This is a genomic window from Solibacillus isronensis, from assembly GCF_023715405.1.
Classification (GTDB): Bacteria; Bacillota; Bacilli; order Bacillales_A; family Planococcaceae; genus Solibacillus; species Solibacillus isronensis_B.
In genome coordinates, this window is sequence record NZ_JAMBOC010000001.1 from 1,877,782 (window position 1) to 1,902,447 (window position 24,666).

Genomic DNA, 24,666 nt, shown 5'->3' on the forward strand with positions numbered 1-24,666 from the left:
TCAAACATTGTGAAATTATGATGAAAGGGACAGCCCTACGTGTTGGACAGTCCCTCAGAATTTCTATCTAATTAACGGAAATCCCGCTTCATCAATTCTACCGCACTTTTTTCCAATCTTGATATTTGCGCTTGTGAAATACCTAAAGACTGGGCAATTTCCGTTTGAGTTTCTCCTAGGAAAAAGCGCTTTTCTATAATCATTTTTTGTCTGCTATTTAGCTTTTTCATACTTTCTTGCAATGAAATCGAGCCGACCCAATGCTCTTCTGTCACTTTATCTTTAATTTGGTCAATCATAAAGATCGCATCGCCACCATCGGAATAAATCGGTTCCTGCAGTGACATCGGGTCTTGAATTGCATCAAGAGCAAACAATACATCTTCTTTTTTCATCTCAATTGCCTGTGCCAATTGCTCGATTGTGGGTTCTGTTAAATGTTCCGCAATAAATTGTTCTTTCGCTTTCATCGCTTTATACGCAATATCACGCAATGAACGAGACACACGCAGTGCATGATGATCGCGCAGGTGTCTGCGGATTTCTCCCATAATCATCGGTACAGCATATGTTGAAAATCGAACATTATGCTTCAAATCAAAATTATCAATTGCTTTTAATAAACCAATACATCCTACTTGGAATAAATCATCTGCCTGTTCGCCACGATAAGCGTATCGGCCGACAATACTGAGCACTAAGCGTAAATTGCAGAAAACAAGCTGCTCCCGAACAATCCATTCTCCTTGCTGTAATCGTATAAATAAATCTTTCATTTCATCTGGCTTCAGTACTGGTAATGTAGATGTATCCACACCACACAATTCCACTTTTGTACGCATCCAACTTCACCTTCCGAACTTGATTGTCTTTTGTCTTTTCAATCATTTTGTCCGAAATGGTCATCGCTATGCGCGCCAAATTTAACCATCTTATGCAATTGGTTCGTTCAAGAATTCACGTAAATCCATAATAATTTTTTTCTCCAATCTTGAAATATAAGATTGTGAAATACCTAAATGGTCCGCTACTTCCTTTTGCGTCATTTCTTCTTTTCCGTTTAGGCCAAAACGACATTCCATAATATATTTTTCACGAGGTGTCAGCTGATTAATGGCATTAAACATATGCTGACGCTCAATTTTACGTTCTACATCAAGTGTTATAATATGTTCTTCTGTCCCTAATATATCTGAAAGTAATAGTTCATTGCCGTCTGCATCCGCATTTAACGGTTCATCAAAGGAAACTTCGCCTTTCATGCGGCTCGTCTTTCGTAAATGCATCAATATTTCATTTTCGATACAGCGCGATGCATACGTCGCTAATTTAATGTTTTTATCCAAATTAAATGTTTCAATCGCTTTAATAAGGCCAATGGAACCGATGCTGATTAAATCCTCAATCGGCGTGCTTGTATTATCAAAACGTCTTGCAATATAAACGACTAAACGTAAATTTCTTTCAATTAACATATCTCTGGCATGCAAGTCACCATTCATAAATGCTTCGACTACGACAACTTCTTCTTCTCTAGTTAATGGAATAGGCAATGAATCATGTCCCCCTATATAGTATGTCCCTTTTTTTCTTCTAAAGTAGCTTAGTATGTTTAAAATTATCGATTGAATTTTTTTAAGCAATATCGATCCTCCCTTATGAATTCGTTAGGACAAACACATGTGCAATCATTTGTGCATTTTGCGGAAAGCGTGCATCATTTTTCGTAAATACAACATAGTGATTTGGATACGTCTTGTTCTGAATGACAATTGTGGCGCGAAAGGCCGGTACGAGTAATGTGCCTTTTTGAACCGTTGTAATAGGAACAATACGTATTCTTTTCTGTATTTCCTTAGAAAACATTGTCAGTGAGTAAGGCTCCTGCTCATTCCATTTGAGCAGGCATTCACTAAATTCATCTGGTAACATCGATTGAACTGTTTTAAACGAAATAAAATGGACCGGTGCCTGACTTAAAGGTTCAGTGCATTCATTTCCGGTATCGATATATGTGACGAGCTCCATTTGTTGTTCGAACAGTTCCACTTTGCTTGTCGTTACATACCGACTTTGTGCAACATTCTGCAGTTTTTGAAACCAGCCTTGTTTCATCACTGTCAAACTAATACATACTATGCCGAAACATAAAAAAATATAAACGAAAAACGGAGATGCAAGCAAAAATGGTTGTAATGCTGTTATTAACCCACCTGCGAGCAAAGTAGCGACAACAATCCACTTCCCTTGCTCGTAAAATATTTTCCATTTAAATGAAAAGGCAATGCCTAATAGTACGATGAAACTTACAAGCAACATGAATATGTTTCCCATAAATAAAACAGCGATCAGCGCACTACAAAAGGCCCCTAATAGTAATCTCCAAATTGGAATGATGGTATATGTTATTGTTGCGGTAAATTTTAGTAGTACGAGATTCATTAAAAAATTCATTAAAAGAATCCACTCTGCATACATGTATTGTCCTCCTGTAAATAAGATTATCAAACCCCCCCAGAGTTTTTTGTCTAACTGTTGCATAAATTTGGAAGAATCGTATGACATATTGTTACGACATTCAAATCCAATCGACAAAAAGTTGGGAGCAGGAAAGTTAAAGAATCATAGGGGCATAGGGGGAGGTATTAATGTGATGGTGGGAATCTGTGAATCTACTTTTTCTTGCCTATACATGCATAGCCACGCTACTTTTCACAACATCTCTTAAACTAAAAAAAACGATTATTCACATATACATGTAAATAACCGTTTTTCATATAATTGAAGTTTGTACTATTAGCGATTGCGACGATTGCGTAAAAATGTCGGAATATCCAATGCATCGTCCTGCTGATAGTTTGTTTGTTGCGTATGACGTGGCGCTTCTTGCTGCACCGGATCTTGCTGGCGTACAGGCTGCTGTTGTTGCGGTTGATTTGTGCTTGTTGCAGCTTGTTGACGAGCACCGATTGACGGACGCACAGGCTGCGGCTTTTGGATAATAAAGTCATCAGAGAAACCTGTTGCAATTACCGTTACGATAATTTCATCGTTTAAGTTATCGTTAATTACAGAACCGAAGATCATATTTACTTCTTCATCTGAAGCGAGCTGTACAATATCGGCAGCTTCCTGAACTTCAAATAAACTTAAGTTCGTTCCGCCTGTAATATTCATAATGACACCTTTTGCTCCATCGATTGATGTTTCAAGTAATGGAGAAGAAATTGCTTTTTTAGCAGCTTCTACTGCGCGGTTTTCACCAGCAGCAATCCCGATACCCATTAATGCAGAACCTTTATCGGACATAATTGTTTTTACATCGGCAAAGTCCAGGTTAATTAAACCAGGTGTTGCGATTAAATCTGAAATACCTTGTACACCTTGACGCAATACATTGTCCGCTTCACGGAACGCTTCCAGCATTGGTGTTGATTTATCAACAATTTGCAGTAATTTATCGTTTGGAATGACGATTAATGTATCAACTGCTTCTTTCATTGAAGTAATACCGCCGATTGCCTGAGTTTGGCGTTTACGGCCTTCAAATGTAAACGGACGTGTTACAACACCTACTGTCAATGCACCTAAGTCACGTGCGATTGATGCGATTACCGGTGCTGCACCCGTACCAGTACCACCGCCCATACCGGCAGTTACGAATACCATATCAGCACCACGTAATACTTCTTCCAATTGTTCGCGACTTTCCTCAGCAGCTTTTTTTCCTACTTCCGGGTTTGCCCCTGCACCTAGTCCACGTGTTAATTTACCGCCAATTTGTAGTTTATACTCAGCTTTTGACAGATTTAAAGCTTGCGCATCTGTATTTACAGCGATAAAGTCTACACCTTGTACACCATGTTCAATCATGCGGTTTACGGCATTGTTACCGCCTCCGCCAACGCCGATTACTTTAATAACGGCTAATTGTTCAACATCCGTTTCAAATTCTAACATACTCTTCTCCTCCTAATTGTTCACGTCATTCATTTTCGTATTAATCGAAAAATTTGTTTAATAAGTTTTTCGCGCGATCAATCACACTTACTTTATTTGCGCTATCTACTCTCTCCGGCACATTTGATTGTTTTTTAGAAGGAGTTGGTTGAGTAGGATAAGGTGCTGCATATGAAGAAGCTGGTACCGGCTCGCTTCTTCCGTAAAATTCGTCTTCTGCATGTGCATAACGAATTAAACCTACTGACGTTGTAAAGGCCGGTTCACGTACACCGATGTAATCAGGTGTATAAATGCGAACACGCGTTAACATTACTTGTCGCGCCAGCTGAGCAATTCCTTCAAGCTGTGCTACCCCGCCAGAAATGACGACACCACCCGGTAAATCCTGTACCCCCATACGTGCTAATTCATCCAATACTAATTCAAATAACTCTTCTAAACGTACTCCGATAATTTCCGAGATGAAGCGTTGACTGTATTGATCTGTTGTATCAGTACCAACAACAGGAACATCAAACGTTTGTTCATCGGAAGCATCATCGTAAAAGGCATGTCCATACTGCTTTTTGATTTTTTCGGCTTGTTCTGTCGGTGTTTTTAATACAATCGATAAATCTTTCGTAATATGATCTCCACCTACCGCAATAACAGCTGTATTTGTCAGCAGTCCGTCTTGGAATACCGCAACAGTTGTCGATCCGCCGCCTAAATCGATATAAGCAGTTCCTTGATTTTTCTCATCTTCCGTCAGCGCAAAATTGCCTGCTGCTAATGGTTGTAGATAAATTTCGCGAATTTGCAAGCCTGCACGTTCTACACATCTTAAAACATTATGTACAAGCGTCTTGGAAGTCGTAATCATTGTCGCATCCATCTCTAAACGAATGCCAATCATACCACGCGGGTCTTTAATCTCATCTAGGTTGTCTACGATAAATTGTTTCGGAATCAAATTTACTAACTCTCGCTCTGGTGGAATCGACATTACCTGTGCAGAGTCTATTACTCTAGCTAAATCATCGTCCGTGATTTCCCGGTCTTCACCGTTTACCGCTACAACCCCTTTAACAGGCTGTAGAACTGTCTGGTTTGCAGGAACTCCAAGCACCACTTCTTCTATATTAATACCAGTCATTCGCTCTGCTTGATCTACAGCTTTTTTAATGGACTGTACAGTTGCATCTATATCAACTATTGCACCTTTTCTTATCCCTGTTGATTTCACATGACCTACACCAATTACGTGCAATTGATCACCGTTCATTTCTCCGATCAGGACCTTTATTGAAGATGATCCAATATCGAGAGAAACATAAATTTCTTGATGATTCAACTTTCTGCACCTCCTTCGATTACTCCTATAGTTCATTCTATTGTAAATTTCGTTGATTGTCTAAGTAAAACGATAAATTGTAATGATATTTTAACGTGATTGTTAAGAGTTTTCCTCCTTTTTCAATCTTCTGTTCTCATATTTTGTCAATAATAACCGACGAATGACTGCGATATTCTGAAACAGTCGAACTCCGAATGCAAAAATAGCGGCTAAATAAAGATCGACACCTATATGAACACCGAGAAAAGCCAATCCTGCTGCTAAAATTATATTAAAGAAAAACCCGGAAATAAATACTTTGTCATCGTAAACTTGTTGCATTAATGCACGGATACCGCCGACCATTGTATCGAGAGCCGCCAGTACAGCAATGGATAAATAGTTTTCATAAACAGATGGAATTTGAATATCTGTTAAAATCCCTAATACCACACCTAATATAAGACCTAAAAGTGGTAACCACATATTCGCATCCCCTTCTACTTTTCTGATAAATACTTAATTTTTTGTACAGGCGCAACTGAATCAATTTGTATATTCTGCTCTGCTTCATGAATCGTCAATACTAGATTATCAATATAAAACTCATTCTGGAATGTAGATGCCAGCAAATGGTTTTTCATCTTTTCGGCTTGCTCATGCGTAAATGTAATGATGTTTATTTCGATATCCGTATTTTGAATCGGCTCGCTATTGATCGTCGTTTTCCCATTAATATCTCGAATGGCTGAATTGTAGCTTAAGCGTTTGCCATCGACTTCAATTGCCCGGGCGTTATAGCGATTTAAATCATTTATAAGCCGAATTAACAGTTCAGGAGATACAGGCTTTATTTCATAGCCTAAGCCCATTAATTCAGGTGAAGAGCCAACTGATAACGTTAACCCCGGTCCTTCAGCCGGAAGGATCCCTGCACGTTCTTTAAGTTGATCAACAGTTTGCTGCAATAGTATTTCCGGATTATCAAATTCTGCATCCTCGTATTTATTGACAGTTTCGGTTAATTGGCTTATTGCTCTCAACAGTTCGGAATGCTGCTCCTGTTCCGCAAATAATTGCTGGCGAATTTCCCAAACATCGACTGTATTTCTTTCGGCCGGATTTTGAATAGTGTTGTACTGCACTGCGAGCATAAAGCCGATGATGAACGAGATAATTGTAATATTGCGGTACATTTTTTTCGTCATCATCCTCCCTCCGATCTTATGCCTTATTCATCGCTGACTGTATGCATTTCTATTAGGTCATCTTTTTCCAAAGTAACAACAATTTGTTCATTTAATAATTGGTCAAATACTCCCCCTGCCAATTCTAACGAAGAAACAAGTACATCCTGATTACCTACCGCCTCGATTACAAATGGTGCTGGGTACTGTTGTCCATCAATTGTAATGACAGGACCATTGCAGGCAATGTAAGAATTCGGTTTTAAACGTTGCCCATTAATCGAAATTGCCTCGGCACCTGCAATTTTTAGTTCATTTAATACTTTAAATATGTGACTTTCGTGCACAATATACTCATTCGGGTTAGTAGAATTTGGATTATAATTCCCATCTTGCAGTGTTATTTTGATCCCTTGTCCCATTCCATCTGTTATTCCTAGTAAAAGTCGCAATTGCTCAGCATCCTGCCGATTCTGTTCATATTGCGTTTCGTTCGAAGAGAACTGCTTTTCATACGTTCGAATTTTCTCCTCTAATTGGGCCAACTCATCTGCAAGCTCTTTGTTTCTTTCCTGTTTTTCAATCAAATCTTCCATGTACCGGTTTTCCTGTTCAAACTGGGGAGAGGCAGAACTTAATGTACGCTTGTCCTTTGATAAATTATAGGAAAAGCCGATAATAAATCCTGTGATCACGCATACAATGAGTATAGCGCCATACTTTTTTGAAAATAAAGTTGAACTTTTCCTCGGCTGCCTTCTGTTATCATTCTGGCTCTTCTTCATTTTGTTCTTCCAGTTGCCCCCCTTCATCAGTTTCCGCATTTTCTGTTTCATCTGTAGTTTCTTCAGTGTCTTCTTTTATTAATGAATACTCTCCTGAAAAAGGTCGGTAATATGAACCGACTTCAATATCTACAATTCCTTTTTCAGAAACGTCCTCGCTTTCAATTTGCGCAATGATCGATGGATAGTAATTTAACTTTTCTGCTAAAGTATTCGCATCTGCGCGTACTTCATAGCCATCATTCATAAATAGCGTAATTGAATACGGGTCCGCTTCTGTAGGATTTGCATTAATTTGTGAAATGAGCGACAGTACTTCCGGTTTTAGATTCGCAAGTTCCTTTAACAGCTTTTTTCGAAGTGACTCATTTTCAAAGTCCCGAAAAATCGGGGCATCGATCGGAACAATTTCATTGGATTCTTCAAAAACAATGCCATTATCAAGCATAGGGTAAAATTCCCCGTCTTGTGAAATATAGGCTACTTTTTGCCATTCCTCTATTGTAATTTGAACTTCATTCAGGAATTTTCTTTCGACATTTACGGATTTTACCCATTCGTGCTGAGCAATCGCCTGCTCCACTTCCGAAATTTTAAAGCCCCATAACGAATCATCAATTTTTAAATTTGACTGTTCGATATAGTACGTATCTTCCTTAAGGGCTGCCCCTTTAATATCAATCTTTTTTATATCACTATAAGGTAATTGAAAATAAAGAAGGATGATAATGATAAAAAGAAAAATCGTCACTAGTGCTAAAAATTTAAAATTTGTACGGCGTCTTCTGCGTTTTTTCATAGCTGGTACTCGTTCTGTAATATCGATTACTTTTTCCATTATCCTTACTCCTTCCTTCTTTCATAAGAGAAATTTAAAATAAGCGCTACTGTTACCCAGACAACAACAAGCGATGTTCCGCCATAGCTTATAAATGGCAGTGTTACACCTGTTACAGGCAGTAAATTAATAACTACCCCTATGTTCAGCGCTGCCTGTACAGCAATCATCGTTGTAAGCCCGCATATTGCATAAAAATGAAATACATGCTTACATTGTAATGCCAAGCGATATCCAAGAATTAAAAAGCACGCAAAAATAAGCAGCAGTCCCATTCCACCGACAAGGCCGATTTCTTCTAAAATAATTGCAAATATAAAATCGTTCTGCGGTTCCGGTAAGTATAAATACTTTTGTCTACTTTTTAATAATCCATGTCCAAACAAGCCTGCCGGACCTATCGCAAATAAAGATTGTACAGCTTGGAAGCCGCTTCCTAACGGGTCTGCCCAAGGATTGATAAACGCTTCGATCCGTTTAAGACGATATGGAGCCGCGATAATTAACCCGGCAAGGCCCCCTATACCTAAAGTGATGAGGACAACATATAAGCGCAACGGATATTGTGCAATAAAAAATATAATTAAAACAACTACAACTAAAATAAAGACAGCACCGAAATCAGGCTGAAGCATAATTAAGGCTGCCGGAAGGATCAATATGAGAAAATGCTTCAATTGAACAATGCGCTCATACGATTTCCGCTGTGTTAATAATGCACTAATATAAATAATTGTCGTTACTTTCGCAATTTCAGCCGGTTGTATCGTTAAAGGACCGACTCCAATCCAACTTTGAGAACCATTTCGGACAATCCCGATACCCGGAATAAGAACAGCAACAAGTAAGCCAAGCGAGATGATATAAAAAATCTTCCACACTTTCGGTTGCTGTAGAAACTCCCAGTTCATAATGGCTGCACAAATGATAAGTGCAACGACGAAATAAATGGACTGCTTCAGGTAAAACGGGGTTTGTCCATCATAGTGAACATTCCCCCAATATGTACCTGCAGAATAAATAAAGAGAATACCAATAAGCGACAATACAATCGCAGTGATCATAAAATACTGTTGATTTTTTTGCGACAGTGTAACTATCCTTTCCTATGAAAGTTTCATAACACGATTTATAAATAAGTCGCCCCGAATTTCAAAGCTCGCATGTTGATCCCAGCTTGCACATGCCGGTGACAGTAAAATGATGTCACCTTCTTCAGACATTTTTGCTCCGTAACCGACTGCATCTTCTACATCAATTGCACGCACAATATTCGTAATGCCACATGATTTTGCAAATTCGATAAAGCGAAGTGCAGTCTCGCCAAACGCGACAACTGCTTTTACACGTGTCATTTCTTTACGAAGCTCTTCAAATGAATGCCCACGGTCTAATCCGCCGGCCAATAATACAATCGGTTGCTCAAATGCAGCCAAGGCACTTTTCGTTGCCAGTACATTTGTTGCTTTTGAATCATTATAAATTTTACGTCCTTGCCATTCACGGACAAACTGCGTACGGTGACGTACCCCTGCAAATGTTGATAAAACTTCTTCAATTGCTTCAACAGGACATTGCTGCAGTAGCGCTGCTGCTACAGCACATAAAATGTTTTCTAAATTATGCTCGCCCGGCAATACAATATTATCACGTTTTAAGATCACATCGCCTTGCCAATAAATGTTTTCTTTATCAGCACTGATTCCTTGTTTTGCATGACCTTTTGTCGTAAATGGAACGAGTTGGGCATTTGATTTTTGGGCATATTTCGCCACAACTTCCTGATCCGCATTATAAATAAAATAATCTTCAGCTGTCTGGTTGCGTGTGACCCCAAATTTAGCCTCAGCATATTCTTCAAATGTCCCATGGTAATCTAGATGGGCTTCATAAAGATTTGTCAAAATTGCAATATGTGGTCTGAATTCACGTGTTCCCATTAACTGAAACGATGATAATTCGGTAACGATGACCTCATCTGCTTTTGCTTCTGCTGCAACACCACAAGCAACGGTTCCAATATTCCCGGCGATTAATGGTTTTAAACGGCCTACTTTCAGCATTTCGTAAAGTAATGTTGTCGTTGTTGTTTTACCATTCGAACCGGTAATACCGATAAATGGCGCTTCACTTACTAAATAGGCAAGTTCCATTTCTGTAATAACAGGCAGACCTTTTGTTATCGCATCGGCAACGATCGGATTTGTGTATGGAATCCCAGGGTTTTTTACGATAAGCTCAAAACCTTCATCAAGCAAATCTTCTGGATGTCGTCCACAAATTACGGTAATTCCTTTCGACAAAAGCTCCTGCGCTTCAGGATTTGCATCAAATGGCTTTGCATCATTGACTGTTACAAATGCACCTAACCGATGCAAAAGTTCAGCAGCCGCAACACCACTTTTCGCCAATCCTAAAACGAGTACTTTTTTAGCTTTTAATCCTTCATATTCCATCATAATAACGCCTCCGCTAATACTGCTATAAGTGCTACGATACACCCTGTTGACCAAAATACTAGTACGACTTTCCATTCTGACCAGCCAGATAATTCAAAATGGTGATGAATCGGACTCATTTTGAATATACGCTTTTTACGGAGTTTATAGCTACCTACTTGTAAAATAACGGATAATGTTTCAATAACAAATACGAGACCGATTAACAGTAACAACAATTCTTGTTTTACCAGTACCGAAATCATTGCCAATGCACCGCCAAGCGCAAGGGAACCTGTATCTCCCATAAACACTTTTGCCGGGTTTGCATTAAAAATCAGAAATCCAAGTAATGCACCAGTTACAGCAAATGCAAATAAGGCGATATCGGCTTGCTCGTTAAATAATGCAATGACACCGAATGCTGCAAAAGCGATTGAAGCCGTTCCTGATACGAGCCCATCCAAACCATCTGTTAAATTGACTGCATTTGAAAAACCTACTAGCCAGAAAATTAAAAACCCAACATAAAGAATTCCTAAATCAATCGATACATCGGTATACGGAATCCCTACAGATGTATCAAATGAACCTAGACGTAATAGTAAGAATGCCGCAATTGCAATTGCGATTTGACCAATTAATTTTTGAAGAGAAGTCAATCCTAAATTACGTTTAAATATAACTTTTAGCCCATCATCTAAAAAGCCAATTACGCCAAATCCAACTAAAACAAGTAATAATACAATCGTTTGTGTTGTAAACAAGTCGAAAATCATTGCTACGATAATTGTCGAAATAATAATGGCTAACAAGAAAATTAAACCACCCATTGTAGGTGTACCCGCTTTTTTCATATGTGATTGAGGGCCTTCTTCACGTATACTTTGCCCGAATTTTAATCGGCGTAAAAGAGGGATTCCTACTGGTGCTAAAATGACCGTTACTAAAAATGATGAAAAGAGTATGGTCAATGTTGTTGATAATGTCATAATATATCTCCTTTAAAACTTCTGTCTGAATATGGTGGAACGTTTGATTTTCAACGATTACGACCTTAAGATATTATTGTGAAAAAACGTCCTTCACTATAATAGTTGTTTTAGTTGCATTTTGAAAGATGGAATTTCAATTTAATTTCCTAAATATAAATGGACACTACCACTTTGGAGAATGAGACTATCAGCTGATGGGACTTGCTGAATTACTTTTTCGCCTTCTCCGTGCCATTCAATCTTATAAGGATATAAATGTGGAATTACTTCTTCTTTTGTCATTCCAATAAAGTTTGGTGTACGCTCCGTCAATTCATCGCCCCAAACGTAATTCCGTTCTATTTGATCTTTTTGCTTTTCGATATTGTACAGCGGTGCTGCATCTTCAATAATGCGGCCTACAATCGGTGCAGCGATAACACTTCCGAATTGCAAAGAACTTTTCGGATTGTCAATCGCAACATAAACGATAATTTCCGGATCATTGGCCGGCGCAAAACCGATGAACGATACAATATAGTCTCCGTCCTTATAGCGTCCGTTTTCCACCTTTTGTGCTGTCCCTGTTTTGCCCCCAATGCGTAAGCCGTCTCGAAATGCCTGGCGACCAGAACCTTTTGCAACTACAAGCTCCAGAGCATGACGCACTTTTTCCGATGTCTCTTCACTGATAACCTGCACTTTCGCTTCCGGATTTTGCTCCATAATGACTTCGTTTGTTTTGGAATCCAGTATTTTCGAAACCGTATACGGTGTATATAATGTACCACCATTAATTGCTGCTGAGACCGCCTGCATCTGCTGAATCGGCGTAACGGAAACACCCTGACCAAACGAGGTCGTAGCATGCTCTACCGGACCAAATGCTTCTTTTGAAAATAATATGCCTGTTGATTCACCGGAAATATTCGAACCCGTTTTTTTCCCAAATCCGAATTTGTGAATATACTCAAGCAACTTTGTTGAACCAACTCGTTGTCCTAGTTCTACAAATCCAGGGTTACAGGAATTTTGTACAACTTCGTAAAAAGTCTGATCTTTATGTCCTTCACGTTTCCAACAGCGCAATCGTGCCCCCTCGACCATTGTATAGCCATGATCATGAAAATGTTCTTCCTCCATGTTGACTACACCTTCTTCAATAGCAGCACTGAGCGTAATAATTTTAAATGTTGAACCCGGCTCATAAGACATAAATACAGGAAGATTACGGTTATATATACTTGGCTCTACTTCCGAAAATTTCGTCGGATCGTATGTCGGGAATGATGCAAGCGCCAGTATTTCACCACTATTTGGATTCATGGCAATGGCCAATGCCTGATCTGCATCATACTCCAGCATCGCCTGCGATAATTCACGTTCGACAATTTTCTGAAGCTTTAAATCAATTGTCAGCTGAATTGTCGCACCGTCTTTTCCGTCTTTCCATTCATCATCCACATGCTCCAATGCATTCCCTTTTGCATCAGTAAATAACCGAATAGCTGCATCCGAACTTTTTAATAATTCATCATATTCGTATTCGATTCCTGCCAAACCTTGGTTATCTGCACCTGTAAACCCTAAAAAGCGTGCGAGCAAATTACCGTGCGGATAAGATCTTACATAATCGACACCACTGTATAAACCCGGAATTTGGAGCTGCTGAATTTTTTCCGCTTCCTCATAAGTGATGTTTTTAGCTTCCGGAGCAAGTTTTACCAGGGATACCCGTTGCTGCAGTCTTTCCAATATTTTGGCTCGATCCTTATTGAGCACGTTTGCAATGGCATCTGCTGCTTGTTCTTTATCTTCGTTTTGTGAAGGCATGAAGTACAAAGTCGGGGCAAGTTTATTCGTTACAATTACTTCATTGTTTCGGTCAGTAATTTCGCCTCGCTGTGTATGGAACGGAATTTCCCTGTCCCAGTTTTCTTTTGCCTTTGTCGAAAGCTCATCATACTGAATAATTTGAACGGATACTAATTTAACAAAAATCGCCACGCCGTATAGTACAAGTGCGATGGCGATCCATGTTAAACGTTTTTTAGATTTTGTAGTTACCCATTTCATAATATGACACCTCACCTAAAACAACGTATGTTAAAGATGAAGTTTGTATTCAAATCTCTCTAATCTTGTGGAAGTTCTTCACTAAATTCTTCGTCTTCCTCTTCTTCAAGCTCCATATCCTTTGCCGGAGGGGTCAAATGCTTCTCCTCAGGGGTTTTTAGCTTGACGACGATCGGTGAATCATCTGTTATCGGCGTCCCTTGAGAAACACTTTGGCTTTCAACATAACCTTCCCCGACAATTTCAATCGGCAGTTTTGATAGTGACTTATAAACAAGTAAATTACGTAGTGACCAATCACTAAACGATGGTAATGTAATTTCTCCATCTGTCTTTAAGAAAACGATGCTCCCACTTGTTAATGATGCATCTGCTGCAGGGAACTGTTCTGTAATTTCTCCATCTTGACCAATTATTACAGGAACCAGCCCTTCTGCTTCCAGTTGAGTCATGACCGTATCTGTCTGCTTCCCTACATAATCCTCAATTTTTGTTGTTTCAACTTCCGCTACGTCCGACGGATTGATATTCATATACTTCAAACTGTTCAATACAACTGAATTGAAAACTTGTGAAACTGGGTCAGAACCTATTTCGGTTGCACCTAGTTTTGGCTTTGCAACGGCAATAAATACCGCCAGTTGCGGATCTTCTACAGGTGCCATTCCTAAAAATGAATAAAGGAATTCATTTTTCCCCCAGTCATAACCGATACCATTTGCTTTCGGCATTTGGGCAGTCCCTGTTTTCCCCGCTACTTTATAACCTTCAATTTGGAAACGCTTCGCATTCCCTGCTTCACCGTATATAGTCGAAGCTAAAACTTCACGTGTTTTCTGTGCTGTCTCTGCCGAAATTGGTTCACCTTTTATAGTAGGTTTTGAATCTACTACAATCTCACCTGTGTTCGGATTGACAATTTTATCAATTACGTATGGCTGCATCATTTTCCCGTCATTTGCAACTGCCGTTACCCCTTGAATTAACTGAATCGGTGTAACAGTCGAACCTTGACCGAATGTTGTCGTATATTTTTCTAAAGGATAGCGTGAGTTAATAATGCCGCTCGCTTCATTTGGTAAGTCAATACCTGTTTTTTGGCCGAAACCAAAATCCTTTAAATAGCTCTCATACGTTTCCCATCCCATAATATCAAGCAAGTTCGTCATTGCTGTATTCGAAGAGCGCTGAATGCCTTCTAAATAGGAAATTCTCCCCCAGCCGTGTGTATTATGGTCACGTACCGTGTTTTTATAAACTTTGTACTGGCCTGACTGGTATTCGGCATTCGGATGCCAATTCCCTGAATCGATTGCGGCTGCAACCGTAAATGTTTTAAATGTGGAACCCGGTTCAATCGTATTTTCCACAACATCATTTAGCCAGTTGCCATCTAACCCTGCACGCGTGTCAGGATTGAACGTTGGCCGTTGTGACATCGCCAAAATCTCCCCTGTTTTTGGGTTCGCAACGACAGCAACCATTGACTGCGGATTATATTTGTCGTTAACACGTGTCATTGCTTCTTCCAGGAAGTTTTGGATTGTTTTATCGATTGTTAAATAAATATCGTTTCCATCCTGTGCTTCCTGTATGACTTTATCACTGCTTGGCAATAAATAGTTACGTGCATCACGCTGGTAGGTTAACTTACCGTCGGTTCCTGTTAACTGCTTATCATAAATATATTCAAGCCCCATTTTCCCGACAACCGAAGAATTTCCGTCATCATCGGTTTCACGCAATGCAAAACCTATAAGATGAGAGGCAAAGGCGCCGTTCGGATAATAGCGTTTTTTGTCGCTATATAATAGAATGCCAGGCAGATCAAGCTCTTCAATCTTCTTTTTCACTTCATGACTGATGCCGCGCCCTGCCAGTCCAAACTCGACTTGATATAAATCTTTGGAAGGGTTTAGTCTTTCATAAATTTTTTCTTCTTCCATCGGAAGGTATTGCGCCAATAATTTTGCTGTTTTTGCTTTATCGACGACATGCCTTGGATTTTTTTTATTTTCTGTTGCCGATTCTTTAATTACCGCTACAAGACGGTAGCTTAATGTATCTTCGGCAATCACATTTTCATTGCGGTCCAGAATCTTCCCACGGTCTGCAGATAACACATATCCAGTTTCGTACCTTGATAATGCTTCTTCTTCCAATTCATGCCCTTTTACCATTCCTGTCGCCTGGATTGTTGCAAAACGCCAATATAATAGTAAAAAGAGCCCTCCAAAGAATATAAACATTAGAAAGGCTCCTATCTGGTAACGAAATCTTCTCTTTTTCATTCTCCCGGCACTACTTTCACATTTTTCTCATTTAGTGTTAATCCGAGTTCTTTCGCTTTTTCCCAAATACGTTGGTGAGTGGAGCGTTCACTTACTTGTACTTTTAAATCTGTATTATTATTATTGACTTCAGTTATGTCGCGTTCGATTTTTTGGATTTCCATACTGAGCGTTTGGATTTCTCCTTGAGTATGTAATATGGAAATAGCGAAAGATGCTACTACGATTGCAAGTACTAGGAACAAAAACTTTTCCTGTGCCGAAAAATACTTTGGTTTGCGTTTTTTCTGCTGGACCGGCAGTCTTTGTTCCTGCTGCTGATGTTGAGGTAGTTCTGGCTGTTGTTGTATATAAGTTTGTCTTGCTCTTACTGCCATTTTTTACCCACGTCCTTTATCGTTAATTTTTTCAGCGATGCGCAATTTTGCTGAACGTGAACGATTATTCGCAGCTAACTCCTCGTCTGATGGTAAAATCGGTTTTCTTGTCACTAATTTAAGTATTGGTTTCATATGCTCTGGAATAACCGGTAATCCTGGCGGTAAATCCGGCAATGATGAAGCCTCTTTAAAAAGTGTTTTTGTTAAGCGGTCTTCTAATGAGTGGAATGTAATCACACTTATACGACCACCAATTTTCAATAAATCGATTGCATCTACTAAAGAATCTTCCGCTGCACCTAATTCATCATTTACAGCAATTCGAATAGCCTGGAAGATTCGTTTTGCAGGATGTCCACCTTTGCGACGTGCTGGGGCTGGAATACCATCTTTTATAAGCTCTACTAATTGACCCGTCGTTTCGACAGGAGCAATTTCACGGGCTTGTTCAATTTTGCGCGCAACTTGTTTTGAAAATTTTTCTTCTCCGTAACGGAAGAATATACGAACAAGATTTTCGTATGACCATTCATTCACAACATGATATGCGCTCAGTTCTGCAGTCTGATCCATTCGCATATCGAGCGGTGCATCATGGTGGTAACTAAATCCGCGTTCAGGTGTATCAAGTTGTGGTGATGAAACACCTAAATCATATAAAATCCCATCTACTTGATGAATGTTCAGTTTGTGTAATTCTTCTTTTAAATAGCGGAAATTTGAGTGTACGAATATAATGCGATCCAAATAATCGGCTAATCGTACTTTTGCATTTTCAATAGCCGTTGTATCTTGGTCAAAGCAAATTAAACGGCCTTTTTCTGACAATTGTTGTACAAGGTACTCACTATGGCCTGCACCACCTAATGTGCAGTCTACATAAATACCATCCGGATTGATGTTCAACCCATCAACAGTTTCTTGCAATAATACAGTTGTATGATCGAACATAGTTTGAAGCACCTCTTAATATTAATTCAATTACGTGTCGGTACTATTACACCCGGATTAAAAGTTCATGTCGGTTCTGTAATAGTGACCATTGGTTTAAATTTTTCAACTTCTACTAAATTTAAAAATCAAAGCCAATCAGATTTTCTGCGATTTCATCAAATGATTCTGCCGATTGCTCGAAGTATTGCTGCCAAGATTCTTTCGCCCAAATTTCAATTTTGCTCGATACACCTAATATCACGCATTCTTTTTCAAGATTAGCGTATCCAATCAGTGTAGACGGAATATTAATTCGGCCTTGCTTGTCCACTTCTACTTCTGTTGCCCCAGAAAAAAAGAATCGCGCAAATGCACGTGCATCTTTTTTGGTCATCGGTAAATCCTTTAATTTATCTTCGAGTTTTCGCCATTCATCCATAGGATATCCAAAAATGCATTGATCTAGCCCGCGAGTTATTACAAAGTGTTCTCCAAGTGATTCTCGAAACTTTGCTGGGACAATCATACGGCCTTTTGCATCGATAGAATGTTGATATTCTCCCATGAACATGCTACTCACCCCACTTTAATAAATAATGTACCACATCCCCCCACTTTCTACCACCAAATTCCTTGCTTCTCATAACAATAAATCGAAATTACGTAAATGAGCATATTCTCACACATACGTTCGGTGCCAAAAGACACAAAAAAGAGTTATCTGCATATGAGATAACTCTTGTTTTTTATAAGGTAATAAGTTGGTGTTTCATGGAAATACTCATAGGTAACTCTAATAAATCATCAATCAGCTTTTCCCCATAGGTATTTAGAAATAAATAAGGGTTGTACAAGCGCTCCTGGTAACTATGATTTGGATATAATAGCGACTGGATCGTTTTGTATTGGCGAATTGCAACTTCATGCTTTTCTATATTTTGCTGTTCCAGTTTCGAGCGTAAATATTGGAATTGACGTTCATGGTAATTTTTATTCTTCTCCAATAAATCTTCTACATGATAGTTACCATGTTGCAGATAGCTCGTCAGCTGTTCATACTGCTCTTCCATCTGTTTTTGCATTTGCTCAATTGCGCGCGTTACTTGTTCGTCTTTCACACTTTCCACAAATTGCGTTAAATGATCATCAACCTTGCCTGTCAGCACATCCGTTACAGACAGCTCTTTTTGTTCCATTAATGCATCAACTTGACGTGTTACAAGCGTAATGCTGAGCCTTGGTGCAAATATCGGCATTTGCAGTTGCAACGTATCAAATGCAGGTTTTAATGTAGCCCAATAAGCAAGTTCACCAGGACCGCCAACAAAAGCCAGTACCGGTAGAGCCATTTCCTGCATTAATGGTCGGGTAACAACATTATTACTCAAACATTCAGGAGACTCATTCGCAATAGCCACTAATTCCTCTTTTGAAAAATTCGCATGGGCTGAGCCATTTTTAAAATGGTCGCCCCTGCGCTCCAGCAGAAACCGCTCGCCTTCTTTAATGTAAAATAAATTCGCATTTTGCTCTGTAGCCTCGATAGGCATTGCATAGCCTTTCTCGGCAAGCTTTCTTTCCTGCGCTACAACACCTGTTGCAATCGATTCGTTGTTTTCAATCAATTGTACAAAATAGTTTTTTTCATATTGTCTAAATGGCCCATATGTTGCATCCAGCATTAATAAGCCGTGCTTTTTAAATAAATCATTCATCAGCAGCGTAAAGAAATCTGTAAATGTTTCGCTATTTTCTGCATGATTCAAAACATTGTTCAGTAAGTCTGCTGTATGTTCTGTTTCACCAAAATCTTTAAATACATTTAAAATAAACTGTTGTAGTGCTTCTTTATTCAATTCTGTAGTCGAAGCCATTTTCTTCAGCTTAGAACGTTCACTGTATCCTCGTTTTTTCACTTCGCCGTTCGCCATTGTGTACGTATGATTGATCTCTTCTATGTCGTGATCTTCACCCGCAATCCAAAACATTGGAACGACCGGTGCATTTAGTACTTCTCTTTGTTGTTCCGCCAGCAGAATAACTGTAATCGCTTTATGAACAGAATAGAGAGGTCCTGTCAGCAAACCAGCTTGCTGACCACCTACTACAACTACAGCACCTTGTTCAAGTTCATCTAAATGATGCGCCGTTTTTTCCGAGATGCCATACTGCTCCATATAACTGCGTATAATTTGAGCAAGCTCTTTCGAACGATATGAACGATTTTTTAAATAGGCAAAGCGTTGATCAAAAGCTCCCTCATTATATTTATATTCAAAAAACGAATGGATATCGGCATTCTCCGACCAATAGTCCGCTAATAGCTTATTCGTTACTGGTGAATTTATTTGTTCTAGCTCCATGAAAATTCTCCTCTACTTCTCTTTACTCAATTTTGAAAATTACCTTTATCACTGCGTTGCTTTATTTTTCTCCGGATACTAGTTTACAGTAAAAGAAAAGTCTAGCCACCTAATCAACCATCATAAACATCATAACTGAATGGGTAATTCCAACGATCCAAATTATAAAATAAGTGATGCTGAACAATAAAAAGTAAAAGCGCCAAACTTTTTTCAGTAATGGCTTTACTTCAATTTCTTTTTTCGTTCGCCAATCAACATATGTAAAAACAATCGCAATTACGAGTACGATAATTAGCATCGGCATTAATATACCAATATTCCATAGTCCTTGTAACGCAATTGGTATCGAAAAAAACAAAAGAAATGTTGTAATATCCGCCGCCATGCCAATCGCCTTATGTTTTTTTATTCGAAGCTTACGGCATATGAGCAGCACAGTGATAAAAGCAATAATCGGACATACAATAATTGCTGCCACCAAATATCGAAAAAATAATATCACAGTTGTTCACCGCTCTCTTCAAATGCTTTCACTAGATGATAAAGTGTTTGTAACACAGGTAATTCTTTCTCATTTTGCTCCGCTTTTTTTAAAATCGCTCCCGCTATCGTATCAATTTCGGTTTTGCGATTTGCGAGACGATCCGCCAGCATAGACGATGTATTTTCTGCTGTTCTTTCACAAAGTGCAACAACTTGTTCAAATTGGAACGATTCTTTAAATTGCGGAAATGCCGTCATGAGTTCGTTATATAAATTCTTCAATAATTGCAATGTATAGCTATGTGTTATTAGCTGTCCATTTTTCACTTGCAAAATCGCGGTTAACGGATTGATAAAACAATTCAGCAGCGCTTTCTCCATCAGCATCGTTTCGGCATCCTGTTCAAATACAATCGGCAGTCCGGACGATGAAAGTTCGTTCAGGAAATCAAACTTGCTGTGATCCCCTTTTGCTACAGCAACTTTCATCAAACCTTCCCCTTTATGGGCGACATGATTCTGCGACAGTTTAAGAGCCCCGAATTGAACCGAGCTAAATGCAATATGGGCTTTAGTTAATGCAAGAGCTTCCTCATAATGCGCTAAACCATTCTGCAAAAATAATAACGGAATAGATTCCTTTACATGCTCCATACTTGCATATACTTCATAAAGTTGTCCATATTTTACAGCTACAATGATTAAATTCGCATCATTTGAAAGTGCCGAAATATATTTAACGTTGACGGTCGTAACAGATTGATTCAAGTTTGTTCTAGCAATCTGAATGTCCTTAAATACAGTTTCCTCTGCAGGTTTCCCGACAATATACACATCCATATTCTTTTCAGCAAAATAGCTTGCTACTAATAAACCAACTGCACCTGCACCAATGATTTCAATTCGCATTATATTATACCTCAAATTTATTTCGAATTAAAAAGGTCTGCCTTCAAGACAGACCTTTAGCTAAATTTATTATACTGGATATACCGGATGTTTTCGATATGGTAAAACAATTTGTTTCGAATTATAGTAATTAAAGCGTTGAATTAATGTATGTCGCAGTTGATTTGGTGCGACAATATCATCAATTACCATTTCGGAAGCCAATTTGTATAAATCGATTTCTTCTTTGTATTCTTCGATTTTTTGTTTCACAAACTGCATTCGCTCTTTCGGATCTTCAATCGCTTCAATTTTATTTGAATAAACAGCATTTACAGCCGCTTCCGGACCCATTACTGCAATTTGGGCAGTTGGTAATGCAATGACTGCATCCGGTTCAAATGCCGGTCCGCACATCGCATAAAGGCCAGCTCCATACGCTTTACGAACGATAACTGAAATTTTCGGTACTGTTGCTGAACTCATCGCCGAAATAAATTTCGCACCATGTCGAATAATGCCCGCCTTTTCTACTTTTGTACCGATCATAAAGCCCGGTACATCCGCTAAAAATAAAAGCGGAATCGAGAATGCATCACAAAGCGTAATAAACTTCGCCGCTTTGTCGGCAGAATCGATAAACAATACGCCACCTTTTACTTTCGGCTGATTGGCAATAATTCCTACAACTTGCCCATCAATGCGGGCTAGCCCTGTTATCAGTTCGGAAGCAAAAAGCTTTTTAATTTCAAAGAAGCTGTCTTCATCAATCAGCTTTTCGATACATTCATACATATCAAATGGTGCATTTTGATTTTCCGGAATAATCTCTTCCAGCGTTCTCCCGCTTTTCGGTGCCTTCGTTTCATCAATCGGCGGGAATTCTGCAAAGTTTGCAGGGAAATAACTGATATAACGTCTCGCCTCACGTATTGCCTCTTCTTCGTTTGCAGCCAATACATCTCCACAGCCGCTAACGGTACAGTGCATACGCGCTCCACCCATTTCTTCGAGCGAAACTTTTTCACCGATTACTTTTTCAGCCATTCTCGGTGATCCTAAGTACATTGAAGCATTTCCGTCCACCATTATAACGATGTCACAAAAGGCCGGAATATAGGCTCCTCCTGCAGCAGATGGACCGAATAAAATACATATTTGAGGAATCATTCCGCTCATACGTACTTGATTATGGAAAATCCGGCCTGCCCCTCGTCGCCCAGGGAACATTTCAAGCTGATCTGTAATGCGCGCCCCTGCAGAATCGACTAAGTAAAGCATTGGTACTTGCATCTTTTCCGCTGTTTCTTGAATACGGATTATTTTTTCAACTGTTCGCGAACCCCATGACCCAGCTTTGATAGTAGAGTCATTTGCCATAACGCAAACGGTTTGACCATCAATTTGCCCAATAGCTGTTACAACGCCATCTGCAGGCAAATCTCCGGCCTCACAATTTGCAAAACGGGCATCTTCCTCATAAATTCCATCATCAAATAATTGTTTCAAGCGATCCCGGACAAAAAGTTTATTCGTTTCTTTTAACTTTTCGTGATATTTTGATTGCCCGCCCGCGTAGATTTCTTCTATTTTTTGCTGTAAGTGCTCGTTATAAGTAGGCTGTGTCATTATCTTTCCTCCATCACTTAAGCTAATTCTACTAAAATATCATTCTCTTCAACAAAATCTCCTTCAGCAACAGTAATTTTTGCTACTGTCCCATCCGCTTCTGCCTCGTGCGGGATTTCCATTTTCATCGATTCCAAAATGATGAGTGTTTGCCCTTTTGTCACACTGTCCCCTTCTTTAACACTTACCTCGAATACTGTCCCTGCCATCTGTGCTTTTACTTCTGCCATGCAAAAGGCCCCCTTGTTAGAAGATATTTGCGCTACTCGCGCTATGTTTCTACTTCTATTGTAAGTAGCCTTAAAATTAATTACAATTATTTTCTCGAAAAATTATTTTATTTCTACTTATAGTTATTTTTCTTTAACTCGGTTTCCCTTTCGTTAAGGCTACGCCTTGTTGTAACCACTTCGCAATTTTGTCGTACTCTGATTGTAATTCCGAATATTTCATTTCTAGTTCGTTATAAGCTTCTGTCAATTCTTCAAAACTAGATAACGCCAACTTTAAGTGACTGCGCATCAACTGCTTCGGGCGCTTTCTGACGCTGTTCAAAACCTGTCCATACTGCGCCCGCAATGTTTTATTCCAACGAAAGCCGCAAGCTTGCTTCGTCCGGTTTAATTCCTGTGCTGCCTGCTCAAAAGCTTCTAGTTGTGTACGTCCGTTTTGAACTGTTTGAATCACAATTTCAGCTAACTTTTCATCATCTGCAATTGTCCATTGATCTTTCCTTCTTTTTTGCTCCACAGTTGCACCACCTCATATTTTTTACTACTATATGCCATGATGAACAAAATAGACTTAAAAACAAAAAAAGTTACGAGAAAAATAGTTTTCATCGTAACTAGGGGAAGTTGATTTTCAGTGCGGTTCAGTGGCCAACACGATGTTGGTCACAAATACGCTATTACAGAAAGGAACGATTTTAGTATTCACTCCATCTCCCTTCATTCCCATCAACAGTCTTAATATAAATTATTAGCAAAGCAATCTGTTAACGGATTACTTTTTCTTCTCGAGGAAATTCTGTACTGCTTTGTGGTGGGCTTCGGATTCCCAAAGCTTTGCACATAGTCCGATTTCTTCCATCACTCGCTCGTACATATTGCGCTCACGCCATTTTCTTAATTCAATTTCTTTATACGCCTGGTGGACAGAAGGATGGATTTTTGCCATATGCTCAATGAATTCCTCAAGAGCCTGCTCTTTCGTTCCTTCAATATAGACACGCATTGCCCAACCAATTTCATATAACGTTTGCGCGTCATATGGTTTTGCGTCTACGAGCATTTTTAATGCACGGTCATGGCGCAGACCACGTTCAAACAAATAAGTTCCACCACCCCATCCAGACGTAATCGCCAGTGTCCCTTGGATGAATCCGGCTTTTGCATGTGAGGAAATCAGGCGAAAATCGCAAGCTGTTGCAATTTCACAACCCCCTCCTACAGCCGTTCCGTTTATTAAAGCAATTGTCGGTACAGGCAATGTCGCTAAATCATATAAAATATTCCCCATTTTACTCAGCATGCCAAACGCTTCTTCTTCCGTTTCCAAACTATGAAACTCTGACAAGTCCCCGCCCGAACAAAACGATTTATCCCCGGCACCTGTAATAACTAAGAAGCGCACATCATTGTGTTCTTTTATGTATGTAATAACTTCCTTTAAACCATCCATCACCGCGTAGTTTATAGCATTTCTTTTTTCTTCGCGATTAATCGTAAATGTTAGAATCCCATCTTCATTCTGAATTAAGTAATCCACTTGCTCATCCCCTTTAGTAGTTATTTCGATATATCAAACTATTCTAATAATAGTTGAGCGCTATTGTTTTGACAATGCTTCTATGTAAAAACAGAAAAAAGACTAGTTAAGAGCCATGGTCTCTTAACTAGTCTTTATATAGCGCAAATACTGAATTATTTCGCTACTACTTCTTTACCTTTGTATTGTCCGCAAGCTTTGCAAACACGGTGAGATAGTTTAGCTTCTCCACAGTTTGGGCAAGCTACCATACCAGGTACAGATAGTTTGAAATGCGTACGACGCTTTCTTTTTGCAGTTTTAGAAGTTCTTCTAAATGGTACAGCCATTGATGGCACCTCCTTACAGAT

General features: G+C 39.2%; 25 protein-coding genes. All 25 read right to left on the reverse strand.

Features of this window, described 5'->3' with window-relative positions; genetic code table 11:
* Window positions 1-71: 71 nt before the first annotated feature.
* Window positions 72-842, reverse strand: a complete 771-nt coding sequence (sigG, locus tag M3166_RS09535) for an RNA polymerase sporulation sigma factor SigG (RefSeq protein ID WP_008403388.1) — start codon at window positions 840-842, stop codon at window positions 72-74.
* Window positions 843-932: 90 nt separating this feature from the next.
* Entirely contained in the window at window positions 933-1,643 is a 711-nt protein-coding gene (gene sigE / locus M3166_RS09540) for an RNA polymerase sporulation sigma factor SigE (RefSeq protein ID WP_079525036.1), read from the reverse strand.
* A gap of 13 nt (window positions 1,644-1,656) precedes the next feature.
* Window positions 1,657-2,478: a sigma-E processing peptidase SpoIIGA gene (locus M3166_RS09545; protein ID WP_251689485.1), complete on the reverse strand. Its 822-nt coding sequence runs from the start codon at window positions 2,476-2,478 to the stop codon at window positions 1,657-1,659.
* A 318-nt stretch (window positions 2,479-2,796) separates the two neighbouring features.
* Window positions 2,797-3,960: a cell division protein FtsZ gene (ftsZ, locus tag M3166_RS09550; protein WP_251689487.1), complete on the reverse strand. Its 1,164-nt coding sequence runs from the start codon at window positions 3,958-3,960 to the stop codon at window positions 2,797-2,799.
* Between the two features lie 40 nt (window positions 3,961-4,000).
* Window positions 4,001-5,296: a cell division protein FtsA gene (ftsA, locus tag M3166_RS09555; protein ID WP_251689489.1), complete on the reverse strand. Its 1,296-nt coding sequence runs from the start codon at window positions 5,294-5,296 to the stop codon at window positions 4,001-4,003.
* Between the two features lie 102 nt (window positions 5,297-5,398).
* Window positions 5,399-5,764: a small basic family protein gene (locus M3166_RS09560; RefSeq protein ID WP_251689491.1), complete on the reverse strand. Its 366-nt coding sequence runs from the start codon at window positions 5,762-5,764 to the stop codon at window positions 5,399-5,401.
* A gap of 14 nt (window positions 5,765-5,778) precedes the next feature.
* Complete coding sequence (locus tag M3166_RS09565) at window positions 5,779-6,486, reverse strand: DUF881 domain-containing protein (RefSeq protein WP_251689493.1); 708 nt, start codon at window positions 6,484-6,486, stop codon at window positions 5,779-5,781.
* 23 nt (window positions 6,487-6,509) lie between these two features.
* Window positions 6,510-7,250, reverse strand: a complete 741-nt coding sequence (locus tag M3166_RS09570) for a DUF881 domain-containing protein (RefSeq protein ID WP_251689494.1) — start codon at window positions 7,248-7,250, stop codon at window positions 6,510-6,512.
* Window positions 7,231-8,088, reverse strand: coding sequence for a cell division protein FtsQ/DivIB (locus M3166_RS09575; RefSeq protein ID WP_251689496.1), 858 nt, complete (start codon window positions 8,086-8,088; stop codon window positions 7,231-7,233). Before M3166_RS09575 ends, M3166_RS09570 begins: the two co-directional genes overlap by 20 nt.
* 5 nt (window positions 8,089-8,093) lie before the next feature.
* The gene (locus tag M3166_RS09580) at window positions 8,094-9,152 is read right to left on the reverse strand and encodes an FtsW/RodA/SpoVE family cell cycle protein (protein ID WP_251689498.1); all 1,059 of its coding nucleotides are present in this window, start codon (window positions 9,150-9,152) and stop codon (window positions 8,094-8,096) included.
* Between the two features lie 42 nt (window positions 9,153-9,194).
* Window positions 9,195-10,547, reverse strand: coding sequence for a UDP-N-acetylmuramoyl-L-alanine--D-glutamate ligase (gene murD, locus M3166_RS09585; protein WP_251689500.1), 1,353 nt, complete (start codon window positions 10,545-10,547; stop codon window positions 9,195-9,197).
* A complete protein-coding gene (mraY, locus tag M3166_RS09590) occupies window positions 10,544-11,518 on the reverse strand; it encodes a phospho-N-acetylmuramoyl-pentapeptide-transferase (protein WP_251689502.1) in 975 nt (324 codons plus the stop codon). Before mraY ends, murD begins: the two co-directional genes overlap by 4 nt.
* Window positions 11,519-11,659: 141 nt before the next feature.
* A complete protein-coding gene (locus M3166_RS09595) occupies window positions 11,660-13,576 on the reverse strand; it encodes a penicillin-binding transpeptidase domain-containing protein (protein ID WP_251689504.1) in 1,917 nt (638 codons plus the stop codon).
* A 59-nt stretch (window positions 13,577-13,635) separates the two neighbouring features.
* The gene (locus M3166_RS09600; protein ID WP_251689505.1) at window positions 13,636-15,825 is read right to left on the reverse strand and encodes a penicillin-binding protein; all 2,190 of its coding nucleotides are present in this window, start codon (window positions 15,823-15,825) and stop codon (window positions 13,636-13,638) included.
* Between the two features lie 38 nt (window positions 15,826-15,863).
* Window positions 15,864-16,244 carry a cell division protein FtsL gene (gene ftsL, locus M3166_RS09605; protein WP_251689507.1) on the reverse strand — a complete coding sequence of 127 codons (381 nt, stop codon included), beginning with the start codon at window positions 16,242-16,244 and terminating at the stop codon, window positions 15,864-15,866.
* Window positions 16,245-16,247: 3 nt separating this feature from the next.
* Entirely contained in the window at window positions 16,248-17,198 is a 951-nt protein-coding gene (rsmH, locus tag M3166_RS09610) for a 16S rRNA (cytosine(1402)-N(4))-methyltransferase RsmH (protein WP_251689509.1), read from the reverse strand.
* A 121-nt stretch (window positions 17,199-17,319) separates the two neighbouring features.
* Complete coding sequence (gene mraZ / locus M3166_RS09615) at window positions 17,320-17,751, reverse strand: division/cell wall cluster transcriptional repressor MraZ (RefSeq protein ID WP_014824545.1); 432 nt, start codon at window positions 17,749-17,751, stop codon at window positions 17,320-17,322.
* A 175-nt stretch (window positions 17,752-17,926) separates the two neighbouring features.
* Window positions 17,927-19,543: a bacillithiol biosynthesis cysteine-adding enzyme BshC gene (gene bshC / locus M3166_RS09620; protein WP_251689511.1), complete on the reverse strand. Its 1,617-nt coding sequence runs from the start codon at window positions 19,541-19,543 to the stop codon at window positions 17,927-17,929.
* Window positions 19,544-19,652: 109 nt separating this feature from the next.
* Window positions 19,653-20,048, reverse strand: a complete 396-nt coding sequence (locus tag M3166_RS09625) for a DUF3397 domain-containing protein (protein ID WP_251689513.1) — start codon at window positions 20,046-20,048, stop codon at window positions 19,653-19,655.
* Window positions 20,045-20,938: a ketopantoate reductase family protein gene (locus tag M3166_RS09630; protein ID WP_251689515.1), complete on the reverse strand. Its 894-nt coding sequence runs from the start codon at window positions 20,936-20,938 to the stop codon at window positions 20,045-20,047. The genes M3166_RS09625 and M3166_RS09630 overlap by 4 nt, the downstream gene beginning before the upstream one ends.
* A gap of 69 nt (window positions 20,939-21,007) precedes the next feature.
* On the reverse strand, window positions 21,008-22,546 hold the full coding sequence (locus M3166_RS09635) for an acyl-CoA carboxylase subunit beta (protein ID WP_251689517.1): 1,539 nt from the start codon (window positions 22,544-22,546) through the stop codon (window positions 21,008-21,010).
* 17 nt (window positions 22,547-22,563) lie between these two features.
* A complete protein-coding gene (locus M3166_RS09640) occupies window positions 22,564-22,776 on the reverse strand; it encodes an acetyl-CoA carboxylase biotin carboxyl carrier protein subunit (protein ID WP_079524997.1) in 213 nt (70 codons plus the stop codon).
* 133 nt (window positions 22,777-22,909) lie between these two features.
* Window positions 22,910-23,296, reverse strand: a complete 387-nt coding sequence (locus M3166_RS09645; protein WP_251689519.1) for a transcriptional regulator — start codon at window positions 23,294-23,296, stop codon at window positions 22,910-22,912.
* A gap of 255 nt (window positions 23,297-23,551) precedes the next feature.
* Window positions 23,552-24,316, reverse strand: coding sequence for an enoyl-CoA hydratase/isomerase family protein (locus M3166_RS09650; RefSeq protein WP_251689521.1), 765 nt, complete (start codon window positions 24,314-24,316; stop codon window positions 23,552-23,554).
* A gap of 155 nt (window positions 24,317-24,471) precedes the next feature.
* Window positions 24,472-24,645, reverse strand: a complete 174-nt coding sequence (rpmF, locus tag M3166_RS09655) for a 50S ribosomal protein L32 (protein WP_008403415.1) — start codon at window positions 24,643-24,645, stop codon at window positions 24,472-24,474.
* Window positions 24,646-24,666 lie beyond the last annotated feature (21 nt).